Raw genomic sequence first — 22,597 nt, 5'->3', positions numbered from 1 at the left:
ATGTGACCGAACCGTTCGGTCACCTATTGAAACCGAGTAGAGAAACTCTTAATCTGCCTGTCAACCGTTCGACTGGAATTCGGAGGTTCCCGCAAGCCTTCGTGCCTTTCGGTCGATGGTCGAGGGAGGAGAGTTAACCGCCCCCCAACTCTCCTCCCTCATCCGCCTCCCGCTACCTGCGGCGGCGCCTTCGTGCGCATGGCAGGGTTGCGGCGGCGCACGCCGCCTCTTGGCGAAGCGCAGGCGCGGCTGTATCTCTCCGCGGCCGGATGGGCGGCGGCTGCAGGCAGCGCATGGATAACCTCTTTTTCGGTCTTGCGCCGCATGATGGGCGCGCCCCATCCTTGGGCGGCGTCCCGAGACTCTCATGTCCAAGCTGATTTCACACGGCGGCGGCCGTGCCTTTCCGTTCAAGGCGGAGATCGCGGCGCTCGGCGTCGTGTTCGGCGATATCGGCACCAGTCCGCTCTATGCCTTCCGGCAGGGCCTGCTCGCCACCGGCGGGGCCGAGGGCTTCACCCATGCCGACGTGCTGGGCCTGCTGTCGATCATCACCTGGGCCATCATCCTGTCGGTGACCATCAAATACGTCATGCTGGTGCTGCGCGCCGACAATGACGGCGAAGGCGGCATCCTCGCGCTGGTCACGCTGCTCGACCTCCACCGCAGCGCGGCCGGCGGGCGGCTCATCCTGCTCATTGTCGGCCTCGTCGGCGCCGCCATGCTGATCGGCGACGGCGTGCTGACCCCGGCGATCTCGGTGCTCTCGGCGATCGAGGGACTGGAGGTGGTGGCCCCCGCGCTCGATCACTGGATCGTCGCGGTCACCGTGGTGGTGATCATCGCCGTCTTCCTGTCGCAGCAGGCCGGCACGGCGAAGATCGGCGCGTTGTACGGGCCGATCATGCTGGTGTGGTTCACCTCGCTCGGCGCCATCGGCGTGCACGGCATCATCCAGGCGCCGCAGGTGCTGCTGGCGGTCGATCCCCGCCACGGCATCGCCCTCTTGGCCGACCATCCCCTCATCGCCGGCGCCATTCTCGGCGCGGCCTTCCTCGCCATCACCGGCGGCGAGGCGCTCTATGCCGATCTCGGCCATTTCGGCCGGCCGGTCATCACCCGCGCCTGGCTGATGGTGGCGATGCCCGCGCTCCTGCTGAACTATTACGGCCAGGGCGCCACCGTGCTGGTCGACCGCGCCGCGGTGCGCAACCCGTTCTACGACCTCTCGCCGGACTTTTTCGACCTGCCGCTGCTGTTCCTCGCGGCGATGGCCACGATCATCGCCTCGCAGGCGATCATCACCGGCGTGTTCTCGCTGGCCAAGCAGGCGATCGAGCTCGGCTACCTGCCGCCGATGCGCATCCGCTACACCAGCGAGGAGAACGAGCAGCACATCTATGTCGGCCGGCTCAACTGGATGCTGATGCTGGCCTGCATCGCGGTCGTCGTCTCCTTCGGCTCGTCCGACCGGCTGGCCTCGGCCTACGGCATCGCGGTGGCGATGGCGATGGTGTCGACCACGGTCCTGCTGGTCGCCTATATCCGCCGGAGCTGGAACTGGCCGCTGCCGGCGCTGATCGGGCTGGCCGGCGGGCTCGCCACCATCGACGTCTCCTTCGCGCTCGCCAATCTCACCAAGCTGCACGATGGCGGCTGGCTCCCGGTGATGATCGCCAGCATCGTGCTGCTGGTGATGGTCAGCTGGCGGCGCGGCATGGAGGCGCTCGGTATCCAGCAGCGCCGCTTCACCGAGCCGCTCGACGACTTCATCGAGCGCGGCGCGCCGGTCAACTGCGCCCAGAGCCCGCGCACCGCCATCTTCCTCTCCCGCGCCGGCGCGGTGACGCCGGTGGCGCTCAGCCGCCTCGCCGATCTCGCCAACATGCGTTTCGCCAAGGTGGTGATCGTCTCGGTGTGGATCGCCTCGCGCCCGCGCGTCCAGCTCGACGACCGGGTCCGCATCACCCCGCTCGATTCCACCCATGTGCGGGTCGACCTGCGCTTCGGCTACATGCAGCAGATCGACGTGCCCGCCGTGCTCGGCCCCGCCCTGCACGCGCAAGGGGTCGACCCCGACCAGGCGGTCTACCTCATCGGCCACGAGCGCGTGGTGCCGCCCGACGAGGTGCGCAGCATCCGCGACGTGCTCGCCCACCTCTTCGCCTTCCTCGCCCGCAACGCCGAGCGCTCGGTGGACCGCTTCGGCCTGCCGCGCCCGCGCACGATCGAGATCGGGTATCCCGTCCGGCTGTGACGCCGGCGTCGGCGCCTCGCCAAATCGTGCGCGCGGGTTTGCTTGCGTTTGCCGGCCGGCGGGGCGACATCACCCCCGCCGGACGCCAATTGCCGCAGGTGACGCAACGGCAAGGATTTCTTCGGCGTCGTGTGGTTCCATCCGGGGCCAAAGGGCTCTACAGCAGAAGCGGGCGGCAGGCATTTCGGCGCACGGAGCGGCGCCGCGGTTCTGGCGGCGGCGCAGGAAGTGGATGCGGTGAATGGGTAGCCTGAGGCGGATCGGCGGCTTTCTGCGCGAGCGCATCGGCTGGCACACGCTCGGCGTGGTGGCGAGCCTCGCGATCATCGGTACGGCGATCGTCGTCCTCTACAACATGCTGCGGAACATCAATCCGGGCGAGGTCTTCGCCGCGCTGGCGGATACCCCGCCGGAGCGGGTGGCGCTCGCCGGGCTGTTCGTCGCCGGCGCCTATTTCACGCTGACCTTCTACGACTGGTTCGCCCTGCGCACCGTCGGCAAGCCGCATGTGCCGTATCGCGTCGCCGCGCTCGCCTCCTTCACCTCCTATTCCATCGGCCACAATATCGGCTTCTCCGCCTTCACCGGTGGCACGGTGCGCTACCGCATCTATTCCGCGCACGGGCTCGGGGCGGTGGATGTGGCGAAGCTCTGCTTCATCACCGGGCTGACCTTCTGGCTGGGCAACATCGCCATCCTCGGCCTCGGCGTCACCATCGAGCCCTGGGCGGCCTCGAAGGTCGATCGCCTGCCGGTCGAGGTGAACCGGCTGATCGGCATCGCCCTGCTGCTGGGCCTGACCGCCTATGTGGTGTGGGTGGCGCTGCGGCCGCGGCGCATCGGCATCGGCCACGGCCAGTGGGCGGTGACGCTGCCGGGCTGGAAGCTGACCCTGCTCCAGATCGGCATCGGCATCGTCGATCTCAGCTTCTGCGCCGCCGCCATGTATGTGCTGATGCCGGCGGAACCCTATATCGACCCGATCGCGCTCGGCGTCGTCTTCATCTCGGCGACCCTGCTCGGCTTCGCCAGCCATTCGCCCGGCGGGCTCGGCGTGTTCGATGCGGCGATGCTGCTCGCCCTGCCGGAGTTCGAGAAGGAGCCGCTGCTCGGCGCGCTGCTGCTGCTGCGGCTGCTGTACTACATCGTGCCCTTCGCGCTGGCGCTCACCATCATGGGCGCGCGCGAAGTGCTGATGAGCCGGCGCCGCAAGGCGGCGGTGGCCGCCGCCGAGACGCGGCTGGCCGAAATCGGCGGCGAGGTGGCGCCCGCTCCCTGCGAGGCCGGCACCGAGCCGGCACCGGCGCGGCGGGCCTCCGGCAGCGCTCGCTAGGACGCTTCCCGGATCACGGGCGGCGCGGTCGGCCAATCATCGCGCGCCGGACGGCGACACCTTCAGCGCCCGAGGCCGAGGCCCGGCAGCAGGCTCTGCATGCCCTTCGGCATCCGCGTCACCTTCACGCCCGGTGGCAGCTCGAAGCGCTTGGGATCCTGCGGGGCCCGGCTGATCTCCGTCGCCTCGAACACCACCTGCGGCTTGCCGCGCACGGTGGCCTGGGTGCGCAGCACGATGCCGTCGGCGGTGATGCAGGCATCGACCGGCCCGGCTTCCGACTTCTCGGCGGCACGCCACACCTCGCAGGCCTCGCCGGCGACCGTATCGGTGCCGAGCCGCGTGCCGCTGATGGGCATCCCGGCGAAGGCGTACTGCTCCGGCAGCTCGACCTCTACCGCCATGTTCTGCATGCCCGGAACGTCGGACAGCATGATCATCCGGCGCCGCTGCGGGTTGATGAAGGCGGTCATGCCGCCCGGCATGCCGGCGACGTCGATCTCGAGCCGGATGCGGCCCTCGCGATGGGCCATCTTCACCGTGGCGTTGTCGCCGAGGGTCCGGCCCGCGAGCGCGAAGTCGATCTTCGGCAAAGGCAGCGTGTCGGCTCCGGCCGCGCCGGCTCCGGCGAGGCTCACGCAGGCGAGGCCGGAGGCGATCAGCGCACGGGAATAGGACGCGACGGCAGGTTGGTCGGTTCGCGTCATGTCGCTCCCTCGCGGGTGAGCGCGGCCCGCCCGTCCAGTATGATGGCGGGATCCGGCACGCCGATCACCCGGTCGTCGCGTCCCTCATAGGGCAGGTGGGCGAGCAGGTGGCGGATGGTGCCGAGCCGCGTGCGCATCTTGTCATTGGCCAGCACCACGGTCCACGGCGCCTCGGGCGTGTCGGTCGCGTCGATCATGGCGTCGCGGGCGCGGGAGATGGCGTCCCAGCGCGCCGGCGCGGCGAAATCGATGGGCGAGAGCTTCCAGCGCTTCAGCGGGTCTTTCTGGCGGGCGAACAGGCGCTTGAGCTGCATCTCGCGGCCGATGTCGAGCCAGAACTTGAACAGCCGCACGCCGTCATCGGCCAGCATCCGTTCGAAGGTCGGCGCCTGCTCGAGGAAATGGGCGGTCTGCTGCGGCGTGCAGAACCCCATGACCGGTTCGACGACGGCGCGGTTGTACCAGGAGCGGTCGAAGATCGCGATCTCGCCCCTGGTCGGCAGGTGGCGGGCATAGCGCTGGAAATACCATTCGCCCGCCTCGGTCTCGTTGGGCTTCGCCAGCGCCACGATCCGCACCGAGCGCGGGTTGAGGTGCTGGATGATGCGCGCGATCGTTCCGCCCTTGCCGGCGGCGTCGCGTCCCTCGAACACGATGGCGATCCGCTCGCCGTTCGCCTTCACCCAGCTCTGCAGCTTCAGCAGCTCGATCTGGAGCAGCAGCAGCTCCTTGGCGTAGCGCTTGCGCTTGGGGCGCTCAGCATAGGGATAGCCGCCGCTGCCATAGGCGCGGGCGTCGATCACCGGGTCGAGCTGCTCCGCCTCGAACGAGAAATCGGCCAGCGCCCGGGCGAGCGCCTCGTCGGCCCGCGCCTCGGCCTTGCGCGCCGTCTCCTTCCCCGCCGTGCCACCGGCGCGGGAACGGCGGATCTTTCCGGAAGGCGGCCCGGCCTCGCCGGGATCGGTCGTCGCGGGGTTTTTCTTGCCTGGCTTCTTCGTCATATGGAAGCCTCCCATGCTGCGCATATAGACAGGCTATCAGCCGACCGGTCGCGACGGAAGCGCGGGGCTGGCCCGCAATCGTCGGGCACGATATCAGGAAGACACGCGGGGAAGCGCCATGGACGAGCGCGAGTCGGCATCGCAGGACGACGGGCTGCTGCGACGCCTCGCGGCCGCGCGCTGGATGCTGGTCGCCGGCGCGGCAGGGCTCGCGCTTCTCGTGATGACGGACGCCCTCGGCGTCTGGGCCGCTGTCCTGCTCGCCGTGGTCGTGCTGCTCGGCGCCCTCGTGCCGTCGCGCCGTCGCGCCGCGGTGCCGGGCGGCATCGGGCCGGCGGCGAAGCTCACCGCGCCGGTGCCGGTCGAGGCGCGGCTCGGGGCCCTGATCGGCGCGCTGCCCGAGCCCGCTCTCCTGCTCGACCGCCGCGGTTCCGTGCTGGTCGTCAACGAGCGCGCCGCCCGCACCGTCGGCAATGTCCGCGTCGGCGATCCCGTCTCCTTCGCCGTCCGCGTGCCCGAGGTGCTGGAAGCCCTGCGCGCGGCGGGGGCGGACGGCGCGGCCCGCCGCATCGAGTTCACCGAGCGCGTGCCGGTGGAGCGCTGGCTGGAGGCCAATATCGTGCCGATCCGCTTCGCGCCCGGCGAGGCGGAACCGGCCGCGACGCTGCTCACCTTCCGCGATCTCAGCCAGCAGCGCCGCGTCGAGCAGATGCGGGTCGACTTCATCGCCAATGCCAGCCACGAGCTGCGCACCCCGCTCGCCTCGCTGTCCGGCTTCATCGAGACGCTGCAGGGCCCCGCGAAGAACGACGCCCCCGCCCGCGAGCGCTTCCTGAAGATCATGGGCGAGCAGGCGCGGCGCATGTCGCGCTTGATCGACGACCTTCTGTCGCTGTCGCGCATCGAGCTCAACGCCCACCAGCGCCCCGAGGGCGAGGTGGATCTCGGCGTCATCATCGGCCATGTGCGCGACACGCTCGGCCCGCTGGCGCTGGAGCGCGGCGTCGCCGTCACCTTCGAGCCGCCGACGGAACCGGTGCTGGTGCGCGGCGATCGCGACGAGCTGATCCGCGTCTTCGAGAACCTCGTCGAGAACGCGCTGAAATATGGCGGCGTCGGCGGACGGGTGGCGATCACCCTGGCCCGCGAGACGGGCGAGGGGCAGGGCGACGTCGCGGTCGCCAGCGTGCGCGATTTCGGCCCCGGCATCGCGCCCGAGCACCTGCCGCGCCTCACCGAGCGGTTCTACCGGGTGGACACCGCCCATTCGCGCGAGCAGGGCGGCACCGGCCTCGGCCTCGCCATCGTCAAGCACATCGTCGCGCGCCACCGCGGCCGGCTGTCGGTGGACAGCACGCCGGGCGAGGGCGCGACATTCGTGGTGCGGCTGGCGGCACTCGCCGGCTCCAAGGAAAAAAAAGAAATTAAATCAGTGGCTTGACCTGTCATTCAAGTGTCACCCCGGCGTCATAGAACGGTGGCGTCGGGCCGATACGAGTCCCGGTGCAAGGCTGACCAAGCGCGAGGCCTTCCGTCGCCTCCGGCTAAGCCCGGAACGCAACCGGACTCACGAGCTAAGGAGAAGACCCCGTGAAATTCACCACCATCCTCGCCGCCGCTGCGGTGGCCCTCGGCGCGCTGTCCAGCGGCGCCCATGCCGCCGACATCAACGGCGCGGGCGCCTCGTTCCCCGCGCCCGTCTACCAGGCCTGGGCGGCTGCCTATAAGGCCAAGACCGGCACCGGCCTCAACTACCAGTCGATCGGCTCGGGCGGCGGCCAGAACCAGATCACCAACCGCACCGTCGATTTCGGCGCCTCCGACGCGCCGATGGCCAATGACAAGCTGACCAGCGCCAACCTGCTGCAGTTCCCGACCGTGATCGGCTCGGTGGTGAGCATCGTCAATCTCGAAGGCGTCGCCGACGGCCAGCTCACGCTCGACGGCCCGGTGCTCGCCGACATCTATCAGGGCAAGATCACCAAGTGGAACGATCCGAAGATCGCCGCGCTGAACCCGGGCGTGACGCTCCCCGCGATCGCCATCGTGCCGGTCTACCGTTCGGATAGCTCGGGCACCTCCTTCGTGTTCACCTCCTACCTCGCCGACGTCTCGGCCGACTGGAAGTCGAACATCGGCGCCGCCACCTCCGTGCAGTGGCCGGCCGGCGCGGGCGCCAAGGGCAATGAAGGCATTGCCGGCACCGTGAAGAACACCAAGGGCGCCATCGGCTATGTCGAGTTCGTCTATGCCGCGGCGAACAAGCTCGCCACCGCCAACCTCGTCAACAAGGCCGGCAAGGTCGTGAAGCCCTCGACCGAGGCCTTCGTCGCCGCCGCCGCCAATGCCGACTGGGCCGGTGCCAAGAACTTCGCCGCCTCGATGATCAACACCGCCGGCGACACCTCCTGGCCGATCACCTCGGCGACCTTCATCCTGCTGCCGAAGAACCCGACCAATGCGGCGCAGTCGGCCGAGGTCATCAAGTTCTTCGATTGGGCCTACGGTGCGGAAGGCGACGCGATCGCCGAGAAGCTGCACTACATCGCGCTGCCGGACGCGGTCGTCGCCGAGATCAAGAAGGCCTGGGCTTCCGAGGTGAAGGCCGACGGCAAGCCGGTCTGGACGAACTGAGTTCTTCCGCTCTCCCGGCCGGACGCCCCGTGGCGCCCGGCCGGCTGCTCTCGCGTCGGGCGCACGCCTGCCCGGCTGACGGAACCCCGGCGCCCGCACGGTCGCGGGCGCAAACATTGTGCATGTGAAGCGGCGCGCCACGGCCTGCGCCCAGGGACAGTCTCATGACCGCCACACTCGACGGCGCCGCCGCCGGCCCGGCTCTCGCCGCGCACAAGCCGACCGGCCGCGTCAGCGACCCGATCTTCGTCGGCCTGCTGTGGGCGAGCGGCATCTTCGTGCTGGTTCTGCTCGGCCTGATCATCGCCATGCTGTTCGAGGGCGGCCTGCCGGCGATGCGCGAATTCGGCGTCGGCTTCCTGTGGTCGACGACGTGGAACCCGGTCACCGAGCGCTTCGGCGCCGGCGTGATGATCTACGGCACGCTGTTCAGCGCCGTGATCGCGGTCATCGTCGCGCTGCCGCTGTCCTTCGGCATCGCCTTCTTCCTCACCGAGATCGCCCCCGAAAAGCTGCGCCGCCCGATCGGCGTCGCCATCCAGCTGCTCGCCGCCGTGCCCTCCATCATCTACGGCATGTGGGGCTTCTTCATCGTCGTGCCGCTCATCGCCACCTATGTGCAGCCCCCGCTGATCGACTGGCTCGGCCCGATCCCGGTCATCGGCGCGCTGTTCCAGGGCCCCCCGCTCGGCGCCGGCATGCTGACCGCCGGCATTATCCTCGCCATCATGATCCTGCCCTTCATCACCGCGATGTTCGTCGAGGTGCTGGAATCGGTGCCGCCGATGATCAAGGAATCCGCCTATGGCGTCGGCGCCACCACCTATGAGGTCTACCGCAACGTCTCGGTGCCCTATGGCCGCACCGCCATGGTCGGCGCGGTGATGCTGGGCCTCGGCCGCGCGCTGGGCGAGACCATGGCGGTGACCTTCGTGATCGGCAACGCGACGCGCATGTCGGCCTCGCTGTTCGCGCCGGGCGCCACCATCGCCTCCACCATCGCCAACGAGTTCCCCGAGGCCTCGATAGGCTCGCTCAAGCTGCACGCGCTGCTGCAACTCGGCTTCGTGCTGTTCGTGATCTCGTTCATCGTGCTGGCGCTCTCGCGCTATCTCGTCCGCTCCAAGCTGAAGAACTGAGAGAGGCGCACCCATGGCTTCGCTCGCCCGCCGCCGCGCCACCGACTATGCCGTGAAGGCGATCTCCACCGCTTTCGCCGGCCTGTCGCTGCTGCTGCTCGCCTGGATCCTGTGGACGCTGATCGAGCGCGGCCTGCCCGCGCTCGGCCCGCAGGTGTTCACCAACATCACCGCCCCTCCCGGCCAGAATGGCGGCCTGCTCAACGCCATCGTCGGCTCGCTGATCCAGATCGCCGTCGCGCTGATCATCGGCACCCCGATCGGCCTGATGTGCGGCACCTTCCTCGCCGAGAACGGCAAGCTGACCAAGCTCGGCGCCTGCGCACGCTTCGTGAACGACGTGCTGCTCTCGGCGCCCTCGATCCTGATCGGCCTGTTCGTCTACACCCTGCTGGTGGTGCCGCTCGGCGGCTTCTCCGGCTGGGCCGGGGCCATCGCGCTCGCCATCCTCGTCATCCCCGTGGTGGTGCGCACCACCGAGGACATGCTGAACCTGGTGCCGATCGGCCTGCGCGAGGCGGCCTTCGCGCTCGGCGCGCCGCAGTGGAAGGTGGTCACGCTGGTCACCTGGCGCGCCGCCCGCGCCGGCATCGTCACCGGCGTGCTGCTGGCGGTGGCGCGCGCCGCCGGCGAGACCGCGCCGCTGCTGTTCACCTCGCTCGGCAACAATGGCTGGTCGCTCGACATGTCCAAGCCGATGGCCTCGCTGCCGATCGCCATCTATCAATACGCGGCCAGCCCTTTCGAGGACTGGGTGGCGCTGGCCTGGGCCGGCGCCCTGCTGATCACCGTTGGGGTGCTGACCCTCAACATCCTCTCCCGCCTCGTCCTGGCGAAGATGAAGTGAGACGGCCATGAACTTCGCACCCGACACCGCCATCGACATCGCCACCGCGGTGAACCGCGCCACCGGCACGCCCGGCGCCCCCAAGCTCAAGGTCGAGAAGCTGAACTTCTACTACGGCGACAACCACGCGCTGAAGAACATCAACTTCGACATCCCCGAAAAGCGCGTCACCGCGATGATCGGGCCGTCGGGCTGCGGCAAGTCCACGCTGCTGCGCATCTTCAACCGGATGTACCAGCTCTATCCGGGCCAGCGCGCGGAAGGGAAGATCCTGTTCGACGGCGTCGACCTGCTCGGCAAGGGGCTCGATTCCACCGTGGTGCGCTCGCGCATCGGCATGGTGTTCCAGAAGCCGACGCCGTTCCCGATGTCGATCTACGACAACATCGCCTTCGGCGTGAAGCTGCACGAGAGCCTCTCCAAGGCGCAGATGGACGAGCGCGTGGAGTGGTGCCTGCGCAAGGCGGCGATCTGGGAGGAGACCAAGGACCGCCTGCACACCTCGGCGCTCGGCATGTCCGGCGGCCAGCAGCAGCGCCTGTGCATCGCCCGCACCATCGCGGTGAAGCCGGAGGTGATCCTGCTCGACGAGCCGACCTCGGCGCTCGACCCGATCTCCACCTCCAAGATCGAGGACCTGATCGACGAGCTGAAGCAGGACTTCACCATCGTCATCGTCACCCACAACATGCAGCAGGCCGCCCGCTGCGCCGACCTCACCGCCTTCTTCTATCTGGGCGAGCTGATCGAGGTGGGCGTCTCCTCGGACATCTTCACCAATCCGCGCGAAGTGCGCACCCGCGACTACATCACCGGCCGCTTCGGCTGAGCCGGCAGAGGATCACGCCATGACGGAGCACATCGTCTCCTCCTTCGACACCGACCTGAAGGACCTCAGCCGCAAGGTGGTCGAGATGGGCGGCCAGGCCGAGCGGCTCGTCGCCGATTCGGTGCAGGCGCTGGTGAAGCGCGACGCCGATCTCGCCCAGAAGGTCATCGTCCTCGACGGCCCGGTCGACCTGCTCCAGCGCGAGATCGAGGAAAAGGCGGTGCTCACCATCGCCCGCCGCCAGCCGCTGGCCGGCGACCTGCGCGAGATCGTGGCGGCCATGCGCATCGCCAATGATCTCGAGCGCATCGGCGATCTCGCCAAGAACACCGCCAAGCGCGTGCTGGCGCTGACCGGCGAGTTCCACCCGCAGAAGCTGGTGCGCGGCGTCGAGCATATGTCCGGCATCGTGCTGGAGCAGCTGAAAGAGGTGCTGGACGCCTATGCCACCCGCGACCGCGACGCGGCGATCGCGGTCTGGCGGCGCGACGGCGAGGTCGACATCCTCTACACCTCGCTGTTCCGCGAACTGCTCACCTACATGATGGAAGACCCGCGCAACATCTCGCTGTGCACGCATCTGCTGTTCTGCGCCAAGAATATCGAGCGGATCGGCGACCACGCCACCAATGTCGCCGAGACGGTGCATTACCTCGTGACCGGCCAGGTGCTCGCCGACGAGCGCCCCAAGCAGGACACGACCAGCATCACCTCGGTGGCGTTCCCGGCGTAAGGCAGGGCATCCCATGCCGACCAATATCCTGATCGTCGAGGACGAGGAGCCGCTCAGCCTGCTGCTGCGCTACAACCTCGAATCCGAAGGCTACGCGGTGGAGAGCGTCGGGCGCGGCGACGAGGCCGAGACCCGGCTGCGCGAGAGCGTGCCCGATCTCGTCATCCTCGACTGGATGCTCCCCGGCCTCTCCGGCATCGAATTGTGCCGGCGCCTGCGCGCGCGCCCCGAGACCGAGCGCATGCCGGTGCTGATGCTCACCGCGCGGGGCGAGGAATCCGAGCGCGTGCGCGGCCTCGCCACCGGCGCCGACGACTATGTGGTGAAGCCGTTCTCGGTGCCCGAGCTGGTCGCCCGGGTGCGGGCGCTGCTGCGCCGGGCCAAGCCCGACCACATCGCCACCCTCCTGCGCGCCGGCGACATCGAGCTCGACCGCGAGACCAAGCGCGTGCACCGCGCCGGCCGCGAGCTGCATCTCGGCCCGACCGAGTTTCGCCTGCTGGAGTTCCTGATGCAGTCGCCCGGCCGCGTCTTCTCGCGCGAGCAACTGCTCGACGGCGTCTGGGGCCAGGACGTCTACATCGACGAGCGCACGGTGGACGTGCATGTCGGGCGCCTGCGCAAGGCGCTCAACCGCGCCCGCCAGCCCGACCCGATCCGCACCGTGCGGGGCTCGGGCTATTCCTTCAACGAAATGTTCGCCCGCACGCATTGAGGCGAGGCGTTTCTGCCCAACAAAATGGCGTGCGCGATTTCTGGCGGTTTCGCGCATCGCGACGTCGACGGCTGCGATAAGCTCTCGCATAATGATGCTGGGCAGCGCAGCGACGACGGGCAGCCATGGCAGGCCATCACGACGACGACCACCACCATCATCACGACCATCAGGATTCCGCCGACACCCTGCTGAACGCGATGGCGGACATCGAGATCAGCGCCCGGGTCAAGGCGCTGGAAGAACTGCTGTCGGCGAAGGGCCTTGTCGATCCGGCCGCGCTCGATGCCGTGGTCGACCTCTATGAGAACCAGATCGGCCCGCGCAATGGCGCCCGCGTTATCGCGCGCGCGTGGAGCGACCCGGACTATCGGCGCCGACTGCTCGCCGACCCCAATCCGGCTATCGCCGAGCTCGGCTATTCCGGCGCCCAGGGCGAGAACATGGTGGTGGTCGAGAACACGGAGACGGTCCACAACATCGTCGTTTGCACGCTGTGCTCCTGCTATCCGTGGCCGGTGCTCGGCCTGCCGCCGGTCTGGTACAAGAGCATGCCGTACCGGACCCGCGTCGTCCGCGATCCGCGCTCCGTGCTCGAGGAGTTCGGCACACGCCTGCCGGACAGCACCGAGATCCGCGTCTGGGACAGCAATTCCGAGATCCGCTACCTCGTCCTGCCGCGCCGGCCGGCGGGGACGGAGGGGATGGACGAGGCGACGCTGGCCGCGCTCGTCACCCGCGACAGCATGATCGGCGTCACCGAGGCGCTCCCGCCGGAGGGCGCACGATGAACTCGATGCATGATTGCGGCGGCTTCGACGGCTTCGGCCGCGTCGTCCCGGAGGGCTATGACGGGCGCGAGCCGGTCTTCAAGACCGAGTGGGAACGGCGCATGTGCGCGCTGTTCATGGTGACCATCGGCGCCATGTATTCGGACGACGAGTTTCGCCAGTCGCGCGAGCGGCTGGAGCCGGTCAAGTACCTGACGCGACCCTATTACGAGCAATGGTGGTTCGCCGTGTCCCGCGTGCTGCTCCAGAAGGGCATCATCGACGAGGCCGAGTATCGCTCGTGCGTCGCGCGGCTCGGGGGAGGCGCCTGATGCTCGGCCCGGGCGAGATACTCGACCTGCTCAGGATCGGGGCGACCACGCGGGTGGAGGATGCCGCGCGCCGCCCGCTCTTCCTCCCGGGCCAGCGCGTGCTGACACGCAAGATCAACCCGCTCACCCACACCCGCCTGCCGCGCTACTGCCGCGGGCGGCGGGGCGTGATCGACCGCGTGCACGGACTCTACGCATTGCCAGACCTACGCGCGCTGGGCGACGAGACTACGCGCGAATATTGCTACAGCGTGCGCTTCACCATGCGCGAACTCTGGGGCGAGGATGCCTCGCCGGTCGACAGCCTGCTGATCGACCTGTGGGACAGCTACCTCCTGCCGGATGCGGCCGGCGAACCATGAGCGTGCGCGCGCCTCTGCCCGACCTCGACCGTCCCGAGGCGTTCGCGGCCCCCTGGGAAGCGCAGATCTTCGCCATCGTGGTCATGCTGCACGAGCGCGGCCTGTTCGAGTGGGCCGACTTCGCCGCGCGGCTCAGCACCCGGATCCATGCCCACGCGGACGAGCCTTATTACCAGAGCTGGTTCGAGGCGGCGGCCACCCTGCTCGCCGACCATGGATTGGTCGACGAGGCGGCGCTGCTGGCGCAGGCGCGCGCCGTGGTGCGCTATCGCAACTCCGATCATCACCACGTCGCCCGCACCACCCCCATCGCGGTGGCGGCGCCCCTCACGTCCGGGTGATCGACAGGCCGCCATCCACCAGCTGCGCGGTGCCGGAGACGAAGGAGGCCTCGTCCGAGGCGAGGTAGAGCGCGGCTCGGGCGATCTCTTCCGGCTGGCCGACCCGCTTCAGCGCGTGCAGGCCGGCGAGGTAGGCCTGCTCGGCGAGATCGGGGCTGCGCTCGCGGAACATGGCGGTATCGACCGCGCCGGGCAGCACCGCGTTCACCCGCACGCCGCGCGGCCCGTATTCGGCGGCGAGCACCTGCGTCAGCCCGATCAGGCCGGATTTCGAGGCGGCGTAGGCGGCGGTGCCGGGAAAGCCGACCGTGTAGCCGACGAAGGTGGAGGTGAACACCACCGAGCCGCCGCCGTTCGTCAGCATCTGCGCGATCTGGTGCTTGGCGCCGAAGAAGGCGCCGGTGAGGTTGATCGCCAGCGTGTCGTTCCAGCCCGCCGCCGAGACGCCGGTGCTGTCGCCGCCCTCGCCGAGCGTGCCGGCATTGTTGTAGGCGATGTCGAGCCGGCCGTAGCGCTCCACCGCCAGCGCCACCAGCGCGGCCGCATACTCCTCCGAGCGCACGTCGCCGGCGAGCGCCGCGGCGGTGCCGCCCGCGGCGGCGATCTCGGCGACCAGCGCGTCGAGCTCATCCTTGCGCCGCGCGCCGACGACGAGCCGGGCGCCTTCCCCCGCGAACAGCTTGGCGGCAGCCCGGCCTATCCCTGAGCTGGCGCCGGTGATGATCGCGGTCTTTCCCTTCAGACGGTCCATGTTGCTGTCCTCAATGGGCGGCCGCGCGAGAGTTTCGCGGGTCAGCGCCCGTCATGTCGGGGCAGAGAATGGCGCTGCGGTTCAGTTCGCGATAGACCTCGAATAGGGGAACAGGTTTCCGGAAAAACCGAACGATGAAGCTCGACGGCATCAAGGCCTTCGTCACCGTGGCCGAGGCGGGATCGATCAGCGAGGCGGCGCGCCGGCTGCGTCTGTCGAAGTCCGTCGTCAGCGAGCGTCTCGCCGAGCTGGAGCGCAGCCTCGGCTGCGTGCTGGTGCACCGCTCCACCCGCAAGCTGGCGCTCACCGAGGATGGCGCCACCTTCCAGGAGAGAGCCGCCCGCATCCTGCGCGATCTCGACGAGGCGGCGGCGGAACTCGCGGAGCGCCGCGGCGAACTGGCGGGACCGCTGCGCATTTCGGCGCCGGTGACGTTCGGGCGCCTGCATCTGGGCCCCGCGCTTTATCCGTTCCTGGCCCGCCACCCGCTCATCGAGCTGACGCTCGAACTCGACGACCGCCGGGTCGACGTGATGTCCGAAGGGTATGACGCGGTGGTCCGGCACGGGCCGATCGAGGACAGCCGGCTGGTCGCCTGGCGCCTCGCCTCCAGCCGGCGCGTGCTGGTGGCCGCCCCGGACTATCTGTCCCGCCACGGCGTGCCGCGCAGCGTCGCTGAGTTGGAGACGCATGCCGGCATCTTCTACACCAATCGCGGCGTCGCCGACTGGCGGCTCGGCGGGCCGGGCCGCACGGTTCTGGTGCGCGGCCGGGCGGCGCTTCGCCTGAACAATGGCGATCTGATGCGAGATGCCGCCATCGCCGGTCTCGGCATCGTGCTGCTGCCGATGTTCATAGCCGGCTCGGCGATCCGCGCGGGCGATCTGCGGGTGATCGATGTCGGCGTCGCGCCCGAGCCCGAGCACGTCTATGTCGCGCATCCCGAGGGGCGCCGCCCCTCCGCCAAGCTGCGCGCCTTCGCCGATTGCCTGCGCGAGGCCTTCGGCGAGCCGCCTTACTGGGACGGATAGGGCGACCCGGGCGGGCGCTGTCCGGCGGGCCTCCCGCCCCGTCACCCCGCATTCATCCGGGGTTCAGGCGCGTCGGCACACTCCCCGCCCGGCGGCATCGGGCCGTCGATACCGGGGGGTATGTGATGAAACGACTGTCGACGGAGGACGTGCCGCCGCGTGAGCGGCTTGCCTTTCTCCATGATTTCGTCGGCAAGCACGCGGCCGGGATGCGTTTCGTGCCGGATGATTCCGCGCGCTTCCGGGCCGATCTCGCCGTGCTGCCGCTGCCCGGCAACGTGATGGTGGGCGCCGCCCGCTACACCGGCGTGAGCGGCGATCGCGGCCGCGACCTGCTCGGCGACGGGCGCGCCGACTACCAGCTGATGATCCATGCCGCCGCCCATCAGGTCGCGGTGGACGGTGGCGAGCCGGTCGAGGTCGGTGCCGGCGACCTGATGCTGATCGACCAGGGCGTCGCCATGCGCTGCCGCCTGCCGGCGACGGATCTCCTCTGCGTCAATCTCGATCGGGCCCGCCTCGACGCGATGGTGCCGCGCATCGCCGCGCGGCCGCTGCGGGTGATTCCCCGAAGCGCGCCGAACGTCGCGCTGTTCGCCGGCTATGCGAATCTGGTGTGTGGCAACCCGCCGGCCGACGAGGCGTCGGCCCGCGCCGCCTCGGACCATCTCTACCAGCTCGCCGCGCTGGTGCTCGGCGAATGCCCGGACGCCATCTCGATCCGTCGCGGCGTGGGTGCGAGCCGTCTCGCGCTGGTCAAGCAGGATATCCTGTCCCGGCTGCGCGACCCCGAGCTCGACATTGCCGCGGTGGCGCGCCGCCAGCGGGTGACGCCGCGCTACATCCAGCGCCTGTTCGGGGCGGAGGGCACCACCTTCTCGGATTTCCTGCGGGAAGCGCGGCTCGACTGCGCCTTTCGTGCCCTGGCGCGCGCGGGTGGCGGCCCCTCCATCGCCGCCATCGCCTTCGATGCCGGCTTCGGCGACCTGTCGAGCTTCAACCGCGCCTTCCGCCGCCGCTATGGCCGCACCCCCTCCGAGGTGCGCGGCGAGGCGCTGCGCCGCCGGCCGGTCTGAGCCGAGTTCGCGCCATGCCCGATCCGTTCGCTCCGCGCCGAGACGCCGATACCGAGCCGGCGTAGCAACATGCCGCGGCGTGAACGCCGCAAGGGGCGGCGGGCATTCCTATCCCCGCGGCGGCGGGTGTCCGGCGCCGCAACCCTGCCCGTCGCCCCGTTCCGCCGCGCCAGGCCCGCGCCCTTCGGCGTTCGGCGCGGCGCGCGAGGCGACCCCTCCGGCATTCGCCGCGAGGGAGCCGATGGTGTCGGAGAGGCGCCCCCGCGCGGGGCGCCCCGGGAGCAGGAGTTCTGATGATCCGTTATGTGACAGGCCCTCGTCCGGTCGATCGGGGAGCCGCGGGATGGTGCCGCTTCGCCGTTCTGCTTCTCCTCCTTGTCGTCCCGGCCGGCCCGGCCGCCGCGCTCACCGTGCGCGAGGTCGGCCGCGTGGTGGAGGTGATGGAGAAGCTGCGCCCGCATTTCGGGCCGCTCGCCTATGACGAGACGCTGGCGGACGACTGGTTCGCCCGCGATGCGGAGGAGCGCGGGCTCATCGTCCGGGCGGGGTTCACCCAGGCGAGCTGGCGGGCGGCGTTCGATGCCACCGTCTGCGGCTACCTCGCTACCGTGCCGGAGAGCGCGATCGACGCCCTCTTCGCCGAATTGAGGAACCGGCTCGCCCACAGCCCGCGCCTCACCGCGGCCCAGCGCGATTCGATCGAGGAGTTTGTCCGCGAGGAACGCGTGCGGCTCGACCGGTTGCGCCGGGCCGGGGAGGCGGATGCCGAGGCGGTGCGCCCCTTCGCCGACCGGCTGGCCAACCTGCTGCCCAGCCCGCTCATCGAGCCCTGACGGGGGAACGCTGCGGAACCGGCGGAAGGGCGGCCGGGGTCCAGCCCCTCCGGCGCGCCCGCCGCGGTGGGCCGGGTGCGGCGTCAGCCCGTCGCGCCCGGCTTCACCAGCTTCAGCGCCGGCTTGGCGTCCGGCTCGGGGCGGGAGGCGGCGGTGGCTGCCGCGGGGGCCGGCCCGCGCGCCTTGCGGTCCCAATTGTGCGACAGGATGAAGTCGGCGATGCGCGGGGCGATCTCGGAGCGGAAGCGCGAGCCGTTGAACACGCCGTAATGGCCGACGCCGAGCTGGAGGTAATGCGCCTTCTTGTCCTCCGGCAGGTTCACGCAGAGCCGCTGCGCCGCCTCGGTCTGGCCGACGCCGGAGATATCGTCGTTCTCCCCCTCGACGGTGAGCAGCGCGACGCGGCGGATGGCGGCGAGGTCGACGGGCTTGCCCCGGTGCGTCATCCGCCCCAGCGGCAACGCGTGCTCGATGAACACCGTCTCGATGGTCTGCAGGTAGAACTCGGCGGAGAGGTCCATCACCGCCAGATACTCGTCGTAGAAGGCGCGGTGCTTCTCCGCCGAATCGCCGTCGCCCTTCACCAGATGGCGGAACATGTCGTGATGCGCCTGCACATGGCGCTCCAGATTCATGCTGACGAAGCCGTGCAGCTGCAGGAAGCCGGGATAGACCTGCCGCATGCACCCCGGATGCGGGAACGGCACGGTGGTGATGACGTTGCGGCGGAACCAGTCGAGCCCGCGCCCATGGGCGACGTCGTTCACCGCCGTCGGGCTCTCGCGCGTGTCGATCGGCCCGCCCATCAGCGTCATCGAGGCGGGCACGTGCGGATCGTCCTCCGCCTCCATGCGCGCGACCGCCGCCAGCACCGGCACCGCCGGCTGGCACACCGCCATGACATGGGCGCCGCCGCCGAGGAAATGGAAGATGCTGATGACGTAGTCGATATAGTCGTCGAGATCGAACCGCCCCTCGGCGATCGGCACCAGCTTGGCGTCCGCCCAGTCCGTCACATAGACGTCGTGGTTCGGGAGCATGGTCTCGACCGTGCCGCGCAGCAGCGTCGCGTAATGGCCGGACATCGGCGCCACGATCAGCAGCTTGGGCTGCGGCCGGCGCGGGGCATGCTCGAAGCTGCGGGCGAAGTGCAGCAGCCGGCAGAACGGGCGCTCCCACACCGTCTCGATGTGCACCGGCACGCGCGTCGCCCCGACCAGCGTCGAGGAGATGCCCCATTCCGGCTTGCCGTAGCGCCGGGTCGCCCGCTCGAACACCTCGCAGGCGGCGGCGACGGACTTGCCGAATTCGGTGTGGGTCAGCGGGTTGACCGGGTTGCGGTAGTAGAGCTTGCCGACATCGGCCAGCGCCCGGTAGGGGTTCAGCGCCGCCTGCCCCATCTCGAACATCCAGTAGAGGGGGCGCGAGAGCGCCGAGACGGCCTCGACCGCCTGGGAGGGGATATCGCCCGAATCCGGAGCGTCGCCGAATACACCGATGGCCATGCGGAACTCCCGAGTCTTGTTTCGTTAACTAACGCGGTCACCTGTGCTGGGTTGCGCTGCCCAAAAATGCTGCGATTGCGCTTCTGCTGTGCAACATGAAGAGGCACTTCGGTGCCCGCGTCAACGCGTCCGACCTGATCTCGAACTAAAGACGGATGGTTCGGCGTATAGAGTGGCTTTGCGGTCACCCGAGGGGCGGCGCGCAGACCAGCCGGACATCCGCATGACGCTTTCGCTCGACCGCCCTACCGGGGAACGCAATTTCGGCCTGCGGCTGGAGACGCTGATTCGCCTGCGCTGGCTGGCCGTGTCGGGCCAGACGCTGGCGCTGGTGGTGGTCGAATGGGTGCTGGGCTATTCGCTCCCCCTCGGCGCCTGCCTCGCCGTGGTGGCGCTTTCGGCCTGGCTCAACATGGCGCTGCGCGTGCGCAATCCCGGCGCGCGCCGGCTCGGCGACGGCGAGGCGGCCTGGCTGCTGGCCTATGACATCCTCCAGCTCGCCGCGCTGCTGTTCCTCACCGGCGGTCTCGCCAACCCCTTCGCGCTGCTGTTCCTCGCCCCGGTGCTGATCTCGGCGACCGCGCTGTCCCCGCGCTCGACCGTGCTGCTGGGCGCGCTCGCCGCCGGCTGCGCCGCCACCGTCGGGCTCTGGCAGATGCCGCTGCCCTGGGCGGCGGGGGAGGGGCCGGTGCTGCCTCCGCTCTACCTGCTCGGCATCTGGCTGTCGCTGGTGCTGGCCATCGCCTTCATCGGCGTGCATGCGTGGCGGGTGGCGGAGGAGACGCGCGAACTTTCCGACGCGCTCGCCGCCACCGAGCTGGTGCTGGCCCGCGAGCAGCACCTCTCCGCGCTGGACGGCCTCGCCGCCGCCGCCGCGCACGAGCTCGGCACCCCGCTCGCCACCATCGCGCTGGTGGTGAAGGAACTCGCCCGCGCCACCCCGCCGGAGGGGCTGATGGCCGACGACATCCGCCTGCTAGGCGAGCAGGTGGAGCGCTGCCGCGCCATCCTGCGCACGCTCACCTCGCTCGGCTCGGGCGATGCCCCCTTCGACCGCATGCCGATCTCGCATCTGATCGAGGACGTGGTCGCCCCCCACCGCAATTTCGGCATCACCATCAATGTCGCCCTGCCGGCCGAGGCGGGCGAGGAGCCGGTCGCCGCGCGCAATCCGGGGCTGCTCTACGGGCTCGGCAACATCGTCGAGAACGCCGTCGACTTCGCCAATGCGCGGGTCGAGATCGTCGCCGAGTGGTCGCCGCGCGAGGTCACCATCACCGTCACCGACGACGGCGCCGGCTTCACGCCGGAACTGCTCGATCATCTCGGCGAGCCCTATGTGACCAGCCGCGGCCGCCGGCGCTGGCGCCGCGACGAGGGCGAGGGGGAGGGCGGCGAGGGCGAGGGCGACGGCAGCGGCCTCGGCCTCGGCTTCTTCATCGCCAAGACGCTGCTGGAGCGCTCCGGCGCCGAACTCACCTTCGCCAACCGCGCCGCGCCCGACCATGGCGCCCGCATCCGCGTGCGCTGGCCGCGCCACCTGCTCGACATCTCCGGCGAGCGCGAGGATGCCGCGCCGGGACGCGCCGCCTGACCCCCGGCCGACGCCGGCCGGCTTTGCGCAATTTGCCGCACCGTGTAGGTTAGGCACGACGCAAGGAGGTTGCGCGCCGACCGGCCACGACCCGAGGAAATGCCCATGCTCGATACCACCGAACCGCGCGGCGACCGCTCACTGCTCATCGTCGACGACGACCGCGCCTTCCTGCAGCGCCTCGCCCGCGCCATGGAGGCGCGCGGCTTCACCGTGACCACCGCCGAGACGGTGGCGGACGGCCTCGCCCGTGTCGAAGGCGGCGCGCCGGCCTATGCGGTGGTGGACATGCGGCTCGCCGACGGCAACGGGCTCGACGTGATCTCGGCTTTGAAGCGCTGCCGGCCGGACGCGCGCGGCATCATCCTCACCGGCTACGGCAACATCGCCACCGCGGTGAACGCGGTGAAGATGGGCGCGGTCGACTACCTCGCCAAGCCCGCCGACGCCGACGACATCTGCGCCGCGCTGAACGCGCCCGGCGACATCAAGCCGGCCCTGCCCGAGAACCCGATGTCCGCCGACCGGGTGCGCTGGGAGCACATCCAGCGCGTCTACGAATTGTGCGGCCGCAACGTCTCCGAAACCGCCCGCCGCCTCTCCATGCACCGCCGCACCCTCCAGCGGATCCTGGCCAAACGCGCGCCGCGGTAGGGCGGGGGCGGGCGGGCTCTGCCGCCGCAATGAAAGGCCGCGGAGGCGAAGTCGCGTTGGCCGGCGGAATGCGGGGATGCGTCCGCCCTGCTCAGAGCTTCTTCAGCTTGCAGATCAGTTTGTTTTGCTGCGGTGTCTGCACTACCGAGCAATATTTGTGCTTCGAGCAGGTGGCCGGCGAGGCAATGCAATTATACATGACGTCGATATAGCCATCGAGCTTGAGCGCGACGAAGGAACTTGCCCCCTGCGGCAGTTCGTCCTGCCAGACGGTCGATCCGAGCGGGCCGTTCTCGGTGTAGATCGCCGCCCCGGCGGGGGTCGACCCGATCAGCCATGCCCCTTTCCGAACAAAGGTGACGCCGTCCGTCGTTCGGGAGATGTGCCAGTCGCTTGGTTGGCTCTTGGTGCCTGCTGGTGCGGTGCTGGTGACCGCCGGGATGGTGTCGCGCGAGGAAGCCAGCCATTTGACCTGCGGCGGCTGGCCATCGACCGGCGTGCGCAGGCTGTCGATCTTTTCTTGATCCCATCCGCCCGCGCTGCGGATGTCGGCCTTCTGCTCGCGCCAGCGCGTCGCGATGAGGTCGTAGGGATTGGCGGGCAGGATCAGGCGGTAGCGATCGGCGGCGACCTTCTCAATCCGTGAGTAAAGGTCGAAATCGCCTGCCCAGTAGAACTGGTCCCAGAACGATCCGCCCGAGTGCTGACGGACGAAAAAGGTCTGGACGTTGGTCATCGCCATCTGCAGCGCCAGTTCGCGCTCATCAAGCGAAAGGCGGTACAGCGGGGCCGGCGTGAACGGGTCGAAGCCGATGCTGATGGTGACAGGCGCACCGTCCGCCGGAATCTCGAAAGTGCCGGGCACTGTTCCGGCGCGTTCTCCGCGGACATAGGCGAGGAGATAGGGTGGCGCGAACGCCGTTTCGCCGGAGAGTTCAACGGTGAGGATGCGGGTGCGGGTCGTCGCGTCCTGCGCCAAGAGGGGGGGCGAGTACGCCGCGGTGAGCAGGCCGAGGAGCCATGCAGGCAGCAGCGTGCCGACGAACCTGTTCATTCCCTGTCTCCTAAGACCATCCCGGCAGGGGTGAAGTGCGGCCCTGCCTGCGAGATCGGGCGCAGGGCCTTTCCGGTGAGCGGCCTCGCTGGCCGGCGC

Annotated in this window: 23 protein-coding genes; 18 read left to right on the top strand and 5 right to left on the bottom strand. The window is 69.6% G+C overall.

Annotated elements, in window-relative coordinates; translation table 11 throughout:
- Window positions 1-367: 367 nt before the first annotated feature.
- A complete protein-coding gene (locus tag ACEUEL_RS19300) occupies window positions 368-2,257 on the top strand; it encodes a potassium transporter Kup (RefSeq protein WP_405708886.1) in 1,890 nt (629 codons plus the stop codon).
- Between the two features lie 241 nt (window positions 2,258-2,498).
- Window positions 2,499-3,590: a putative bifunctional lysylphosphatidylglycerol flippase/synthetase gene (locus ACEUEL_RS19295; RefSeq protein ID WP_405708883.1), complete on the top strand. Its 1,092-nt coding sequence runs from the start codon at window positions 2,499-2,501 to the stop codon at window positions 3,588-3,590.
- 62 nt (window positions 3,591-3,652) lie between these two features.
- Here the strand turns inward: ACEUEL_RS19295 and ACEUEL_RS19290 are convergent, their stop codons facing one another.
- Both ACEUEL_RS19290 and ppk2 read right to left on the bottom strand, forming a co-directional pair.
- Window positions 3,653-4,297 carry a hypothetical protein gene (locus ACEUEL_RS19290; RefSeq protein ID WP_405708881.1) on the bottom strand — a complete coding sequence of 215 codons (645 nt, stop codon included), beginning with the start codon at window positions 4,295-4,297 and terminating at the stop codon, window positions 3,653-3,655.
- A complete protein-coding gene (gene ppk2 / locus ACEUEL_RS19285; protein WP_405708879.1) occupies window positions 4,294-5,298 on the bottom strand; it encodes a polyphosphate kinase 2 in 1,005 nt (334 codons plus the stop codon). The genes ACEUEL_RS19290 and ppk2 overlap by 4 nt, the downstream gene beginning before the upstream one ends.
- 118 nt (window positions 5,299-5,416) lie before the next feature.
- Here ppk2 and ACEUEL_RS19280 point away from each other — a divergent pair, with 118 nt between their 5' ends.
- The 11 genes from ACEUEL_RS19280 to ACEUEL_RS19230 all read left to right on the top strand — a co-directional run bounded on the left by ACEUEL_RS19280 (window position 5,417) and on the right by ACEUEL_RS19230 (window position 14,000).
- Window positions 5,417-6,739 (top strand): ATP-binding protein, encoded by a 1,323-nt coding sequence (locus ACEUEL_RS19280; protein WP_405708876.1) that lies wholly within the window; start codon window positions 5,417-5,419, stop codon window positions 6,737-6,739.
- 149 nt (window positions 6,740-6,888) lie between these two features.
- Window positions 6,889-7,932 (top strand): phosphate ABC transporter substrate-binding protein PstS, encoded by a 1,044-nt coding sequence (pstS, locus tag ACEUEL_RS19275; RefSeq protein WP_405708873.1) that lies wholly within the window; start codon window positions 6,889-6,891, stop codon window positions 7,930-7,932.
- A gap of 164 nt (window positions 7,933-8,096) precedes the next feature.
- Window positions 8,097-9,071 carry a phosphate ABC transporter permease subunit PstC gene (pstC, locus tag ACEUEL_RS19270; protein WP_405708871.1) on the top strand — a complete coding sequence of 325 codons (975 nt, stop codon included), beginning with the start codon at window positions 8,097-8,099 and terminating at the stop codon, window positions 9,069-9,071.
- Between the two features lie 13 nt (window positions 9,072-9,084).
- A complete protein-coding gene (gene pstA / locus ACEUEL_RS19265; RefSeq protein ID WP_405708868.1) occupies window positions 9,085-9,918 on the top strand; it encodes a phosphate ABC transporter permease PstA in 834 nt (277 codons plus the stop codon).
- Window positions 9,919-9,925: 7 nt separating this feature from the next.
- Window positions 9,926-10,747 (top strand): phosphate ABC transporter ATP-binding protein PstB, encoded by an 822-nt coding sequence (pstB, locus tag ACEUEL_RS19260; protein WP_405708865.1) that lies wholly within the window; start codon window positions 9,926-9,928, stop codon window positions 10,745-10,747.
- 19 nt (window positions 10,748-10,766) lie between these two features.
- Window positions 10,767-11,480 (top strand): phosphate signaling complex protein PhoU, encoded by a 714-nt coding sequence (phoU, locus tag ACEUEL_RS19255; protein ID WP_405708862.1) that lies wholly within the window; start codon window positions 10,767-10,769, stop codon window positions 11,478-11,480.
- Window positions 11,481-11,493: 13 nt separating this feature from the next.
- Window positions 11,494-12,195 (top strand): phosphate regulon transcriptional regulator PhoB, encoded by a 702-nt coding sequence (phoB, locus tag ACEUEL_RS19250; protein WP_405708859.1) that lies wholly within the window; start codon window positions 11,494-11,496, stop codon window positions 12,193-12,195.
- 125 nt (window positions 12,196-12,320) lie between these two features.
- Window positions 12,321-12,986 (top strand): nitrile hydratase subunit alpha, encoded by a 666-nt coding sequence (gene nthA, locus ACEUEL_RS19245; protein WP_405708857.1) that lies wholly within the window; start codon window positions 12,321-12,323, stop codon window positions 12,984-12,986.
- Window positions 12,983-13,297 (top strand): hypothetical protein, encoded by a 315-nt coding sequence (locus ACEUEL_RS19240; RefSeq protein WP_405708854.1) that lies wholly within the window; start codon window positions 12,983-12,985, stop codon window positions 13,295-13,297. The genes nthA and ACEUEL_RS19240 overlap by 4 nt, the downstream gene beginning before the upstream one ends.
- Complete coding sequence (locus tag ACEUEL_RS19235; RefSeq protein WP_405708851.1) at window positions 13,297-13,659, top strand: SH3-like domain-containing protein; 363 nt, start codon at window positions 13,297-13,299, stop codon at window positions 13,657-13,659. The genes ACEUEL_RS19240 and ACEUEL_RS19235 overlap by 1 nt, the downstream gene beginning before the upstream one ends.
- Window positions 13,660-13,661: 2 nt before the next feature.
- A complete protein-coding gene (locus ACEUEL_RS19230; RefSeq protein ID WP_405708849.1) occupies window positions 13,662-14,000 on the top strand; it encodes a nitrile hydratase accessory protein in 339 nt (112 codons plus the stop codon).
- Here the strand turns inward: ACEUEL_RS19230 and ACEUEL_RS19225 are convergent.
- Complete coding sequence (locus tag ACEUEL_RS19225; protein WP_405708846.1) at window positions 13,987-14,751, bottom strand: SDR family oxidoreductase; 765 nt, start codon at window positions 14,749-14,751, stop codon at window positions 13,987-13,989. The two genes, ACEUEL_RS19230 and ACEUEL_RS19225, sit on opposite strands and share 14 nt — an antisense overlap.
- 134 nt (window positions 14,752-14,885) lie before the next feature.
- On the opposite strand from ACEUEL_RS19225, the gene ACEUEL_RS19220 reads away from it, so the two are divergent.
- The 3 genes from ACEUEL_RS19220 (at window position 14,886) to ACEUEL_RS19210 (ending at window position 17,691) form a co-directional block, all read left to right on the top strand.
- Window positions 14,886-15,782: a LysR family transcriptional regulator gene (locus ACEUEL_RS19220; protein ID WP_405708843.1), complete on the top strand. Its 897-nt coding sequence runs from the start codon at window positions 14,886-14,888 to the stop codon at window positions 15,780-15,782.
- A 125-nt stretch (window positions 15,783-15,907) separates the two neighbouring features.
- Window positions 15,908-16,858 carry an AraC family transcriptional regulator gene (locus ACEUEL_RS19215; protein ID WP_405708840.1) on the top strand — a complete coding sequence of 317 codons (951 nt, stop codon included), beginning with the start codon at window positions 15,908-15,910 and terminating at the stop codon, window positions 16,856-16,858.
- Between the two features lie 293 nt (window positions 16,859-17,151).
- Window positions 17,152-17,691: a hypothetical protein gene (locus ACEUEL_RS19210; RefSeq protein WP_405708837.1), complete on the top strand. Its 540-nt coding sequence runs from the start codon at window positions 17,152-17,154 to the stop codon at window positions 17,689-17,691.
- An 83-nt stretch (window positions 17,692-17,774) separates the two neighbouring features.
- Here ACEUEL_RS19210 and ACEUEL_RS19205 read toward each other — a convergent pair whose 3' ends face one another.
- Entirely contained in the window at window positions 17,775-19,196 is a 1,422-nt protein-coding gene (locus ACEUEL_RS19205; RefSeq protein WP_405708835.1) for a polyhydroxyalkanoate depolymerase, read from the bottom strand.
- A gap of 223 nt (window positions 19,197-19,419) precedes the next feature.
- Here ACEUEL_RS19205 and ACEUEL_RS19200 point away from each other — a divergent pair, with 223 nt between their 5' ends.
- Both ACEUEL_RS19200 and ACEUEL_RS19195 read left to right on the top strand, forming a co-directional pair.
- Window positions 19,420-20,790, top strand: a complete 1,371-nt coding sequence (locus ACEUEL_RS19200) for an ActS/PrrB/RegB family redox-sensitive histidine kinase (RefSeq protein ID WP_405708832.1) — start codon at window positions 19,420-19,422, stop codon at window positions 20,788-20,790.
- A gap of 105 nt (window positions 20,791-20,895) precedes the next feature.
- Window positions 20,896-21,444 carry an ActR/PrrA/RegA family redox response regulator transcription factor gene (locus ACEUEL_RS19195; RefSeq protein ID WP_405708829.1) on the top strand — a complete coding sequence of 183 codons (549 nt, stop codon included), beginning with the start codon at window positions 20,896-20,898 and terminating at the stop codon, window positions 21,442-21,444.
- A 91-nt stretch (window positions 21,445-21,535) separates the two neighbouring features.
- Here ACEUEL_RS19195 and ACEUEL_RS19190 read toward each other — a convergent pair whose 3' ends face one another.
- Window positions 21,536-22,498 carry a hypothetical protein gene (locus ACEUEL_RS19190; RefSeq protein WP_405708826.1) on the bottom strand — a complete coding sequence of 321 codons (963 nt, stop codon included), beginning with the start codon at window positions 22,496-22,498 and terminating at the stop codon, window positions 21,536-21,538.
- Window positions 22,499-22,597: the final 99 nt, after the last annotated feature.

This window comes from Ancylobacter terrae (assembly GCF_045108345.1).
Classification (GTDB): domain Bacteria; phylum Pseudomonadota; class Alphaproteobacteria; order Rhizobiales; family Xanthobacteraceae; genus Ancylobacter.
This window is presented reverse-complemented; position numbering and strand designations above follow the sequence as displayed.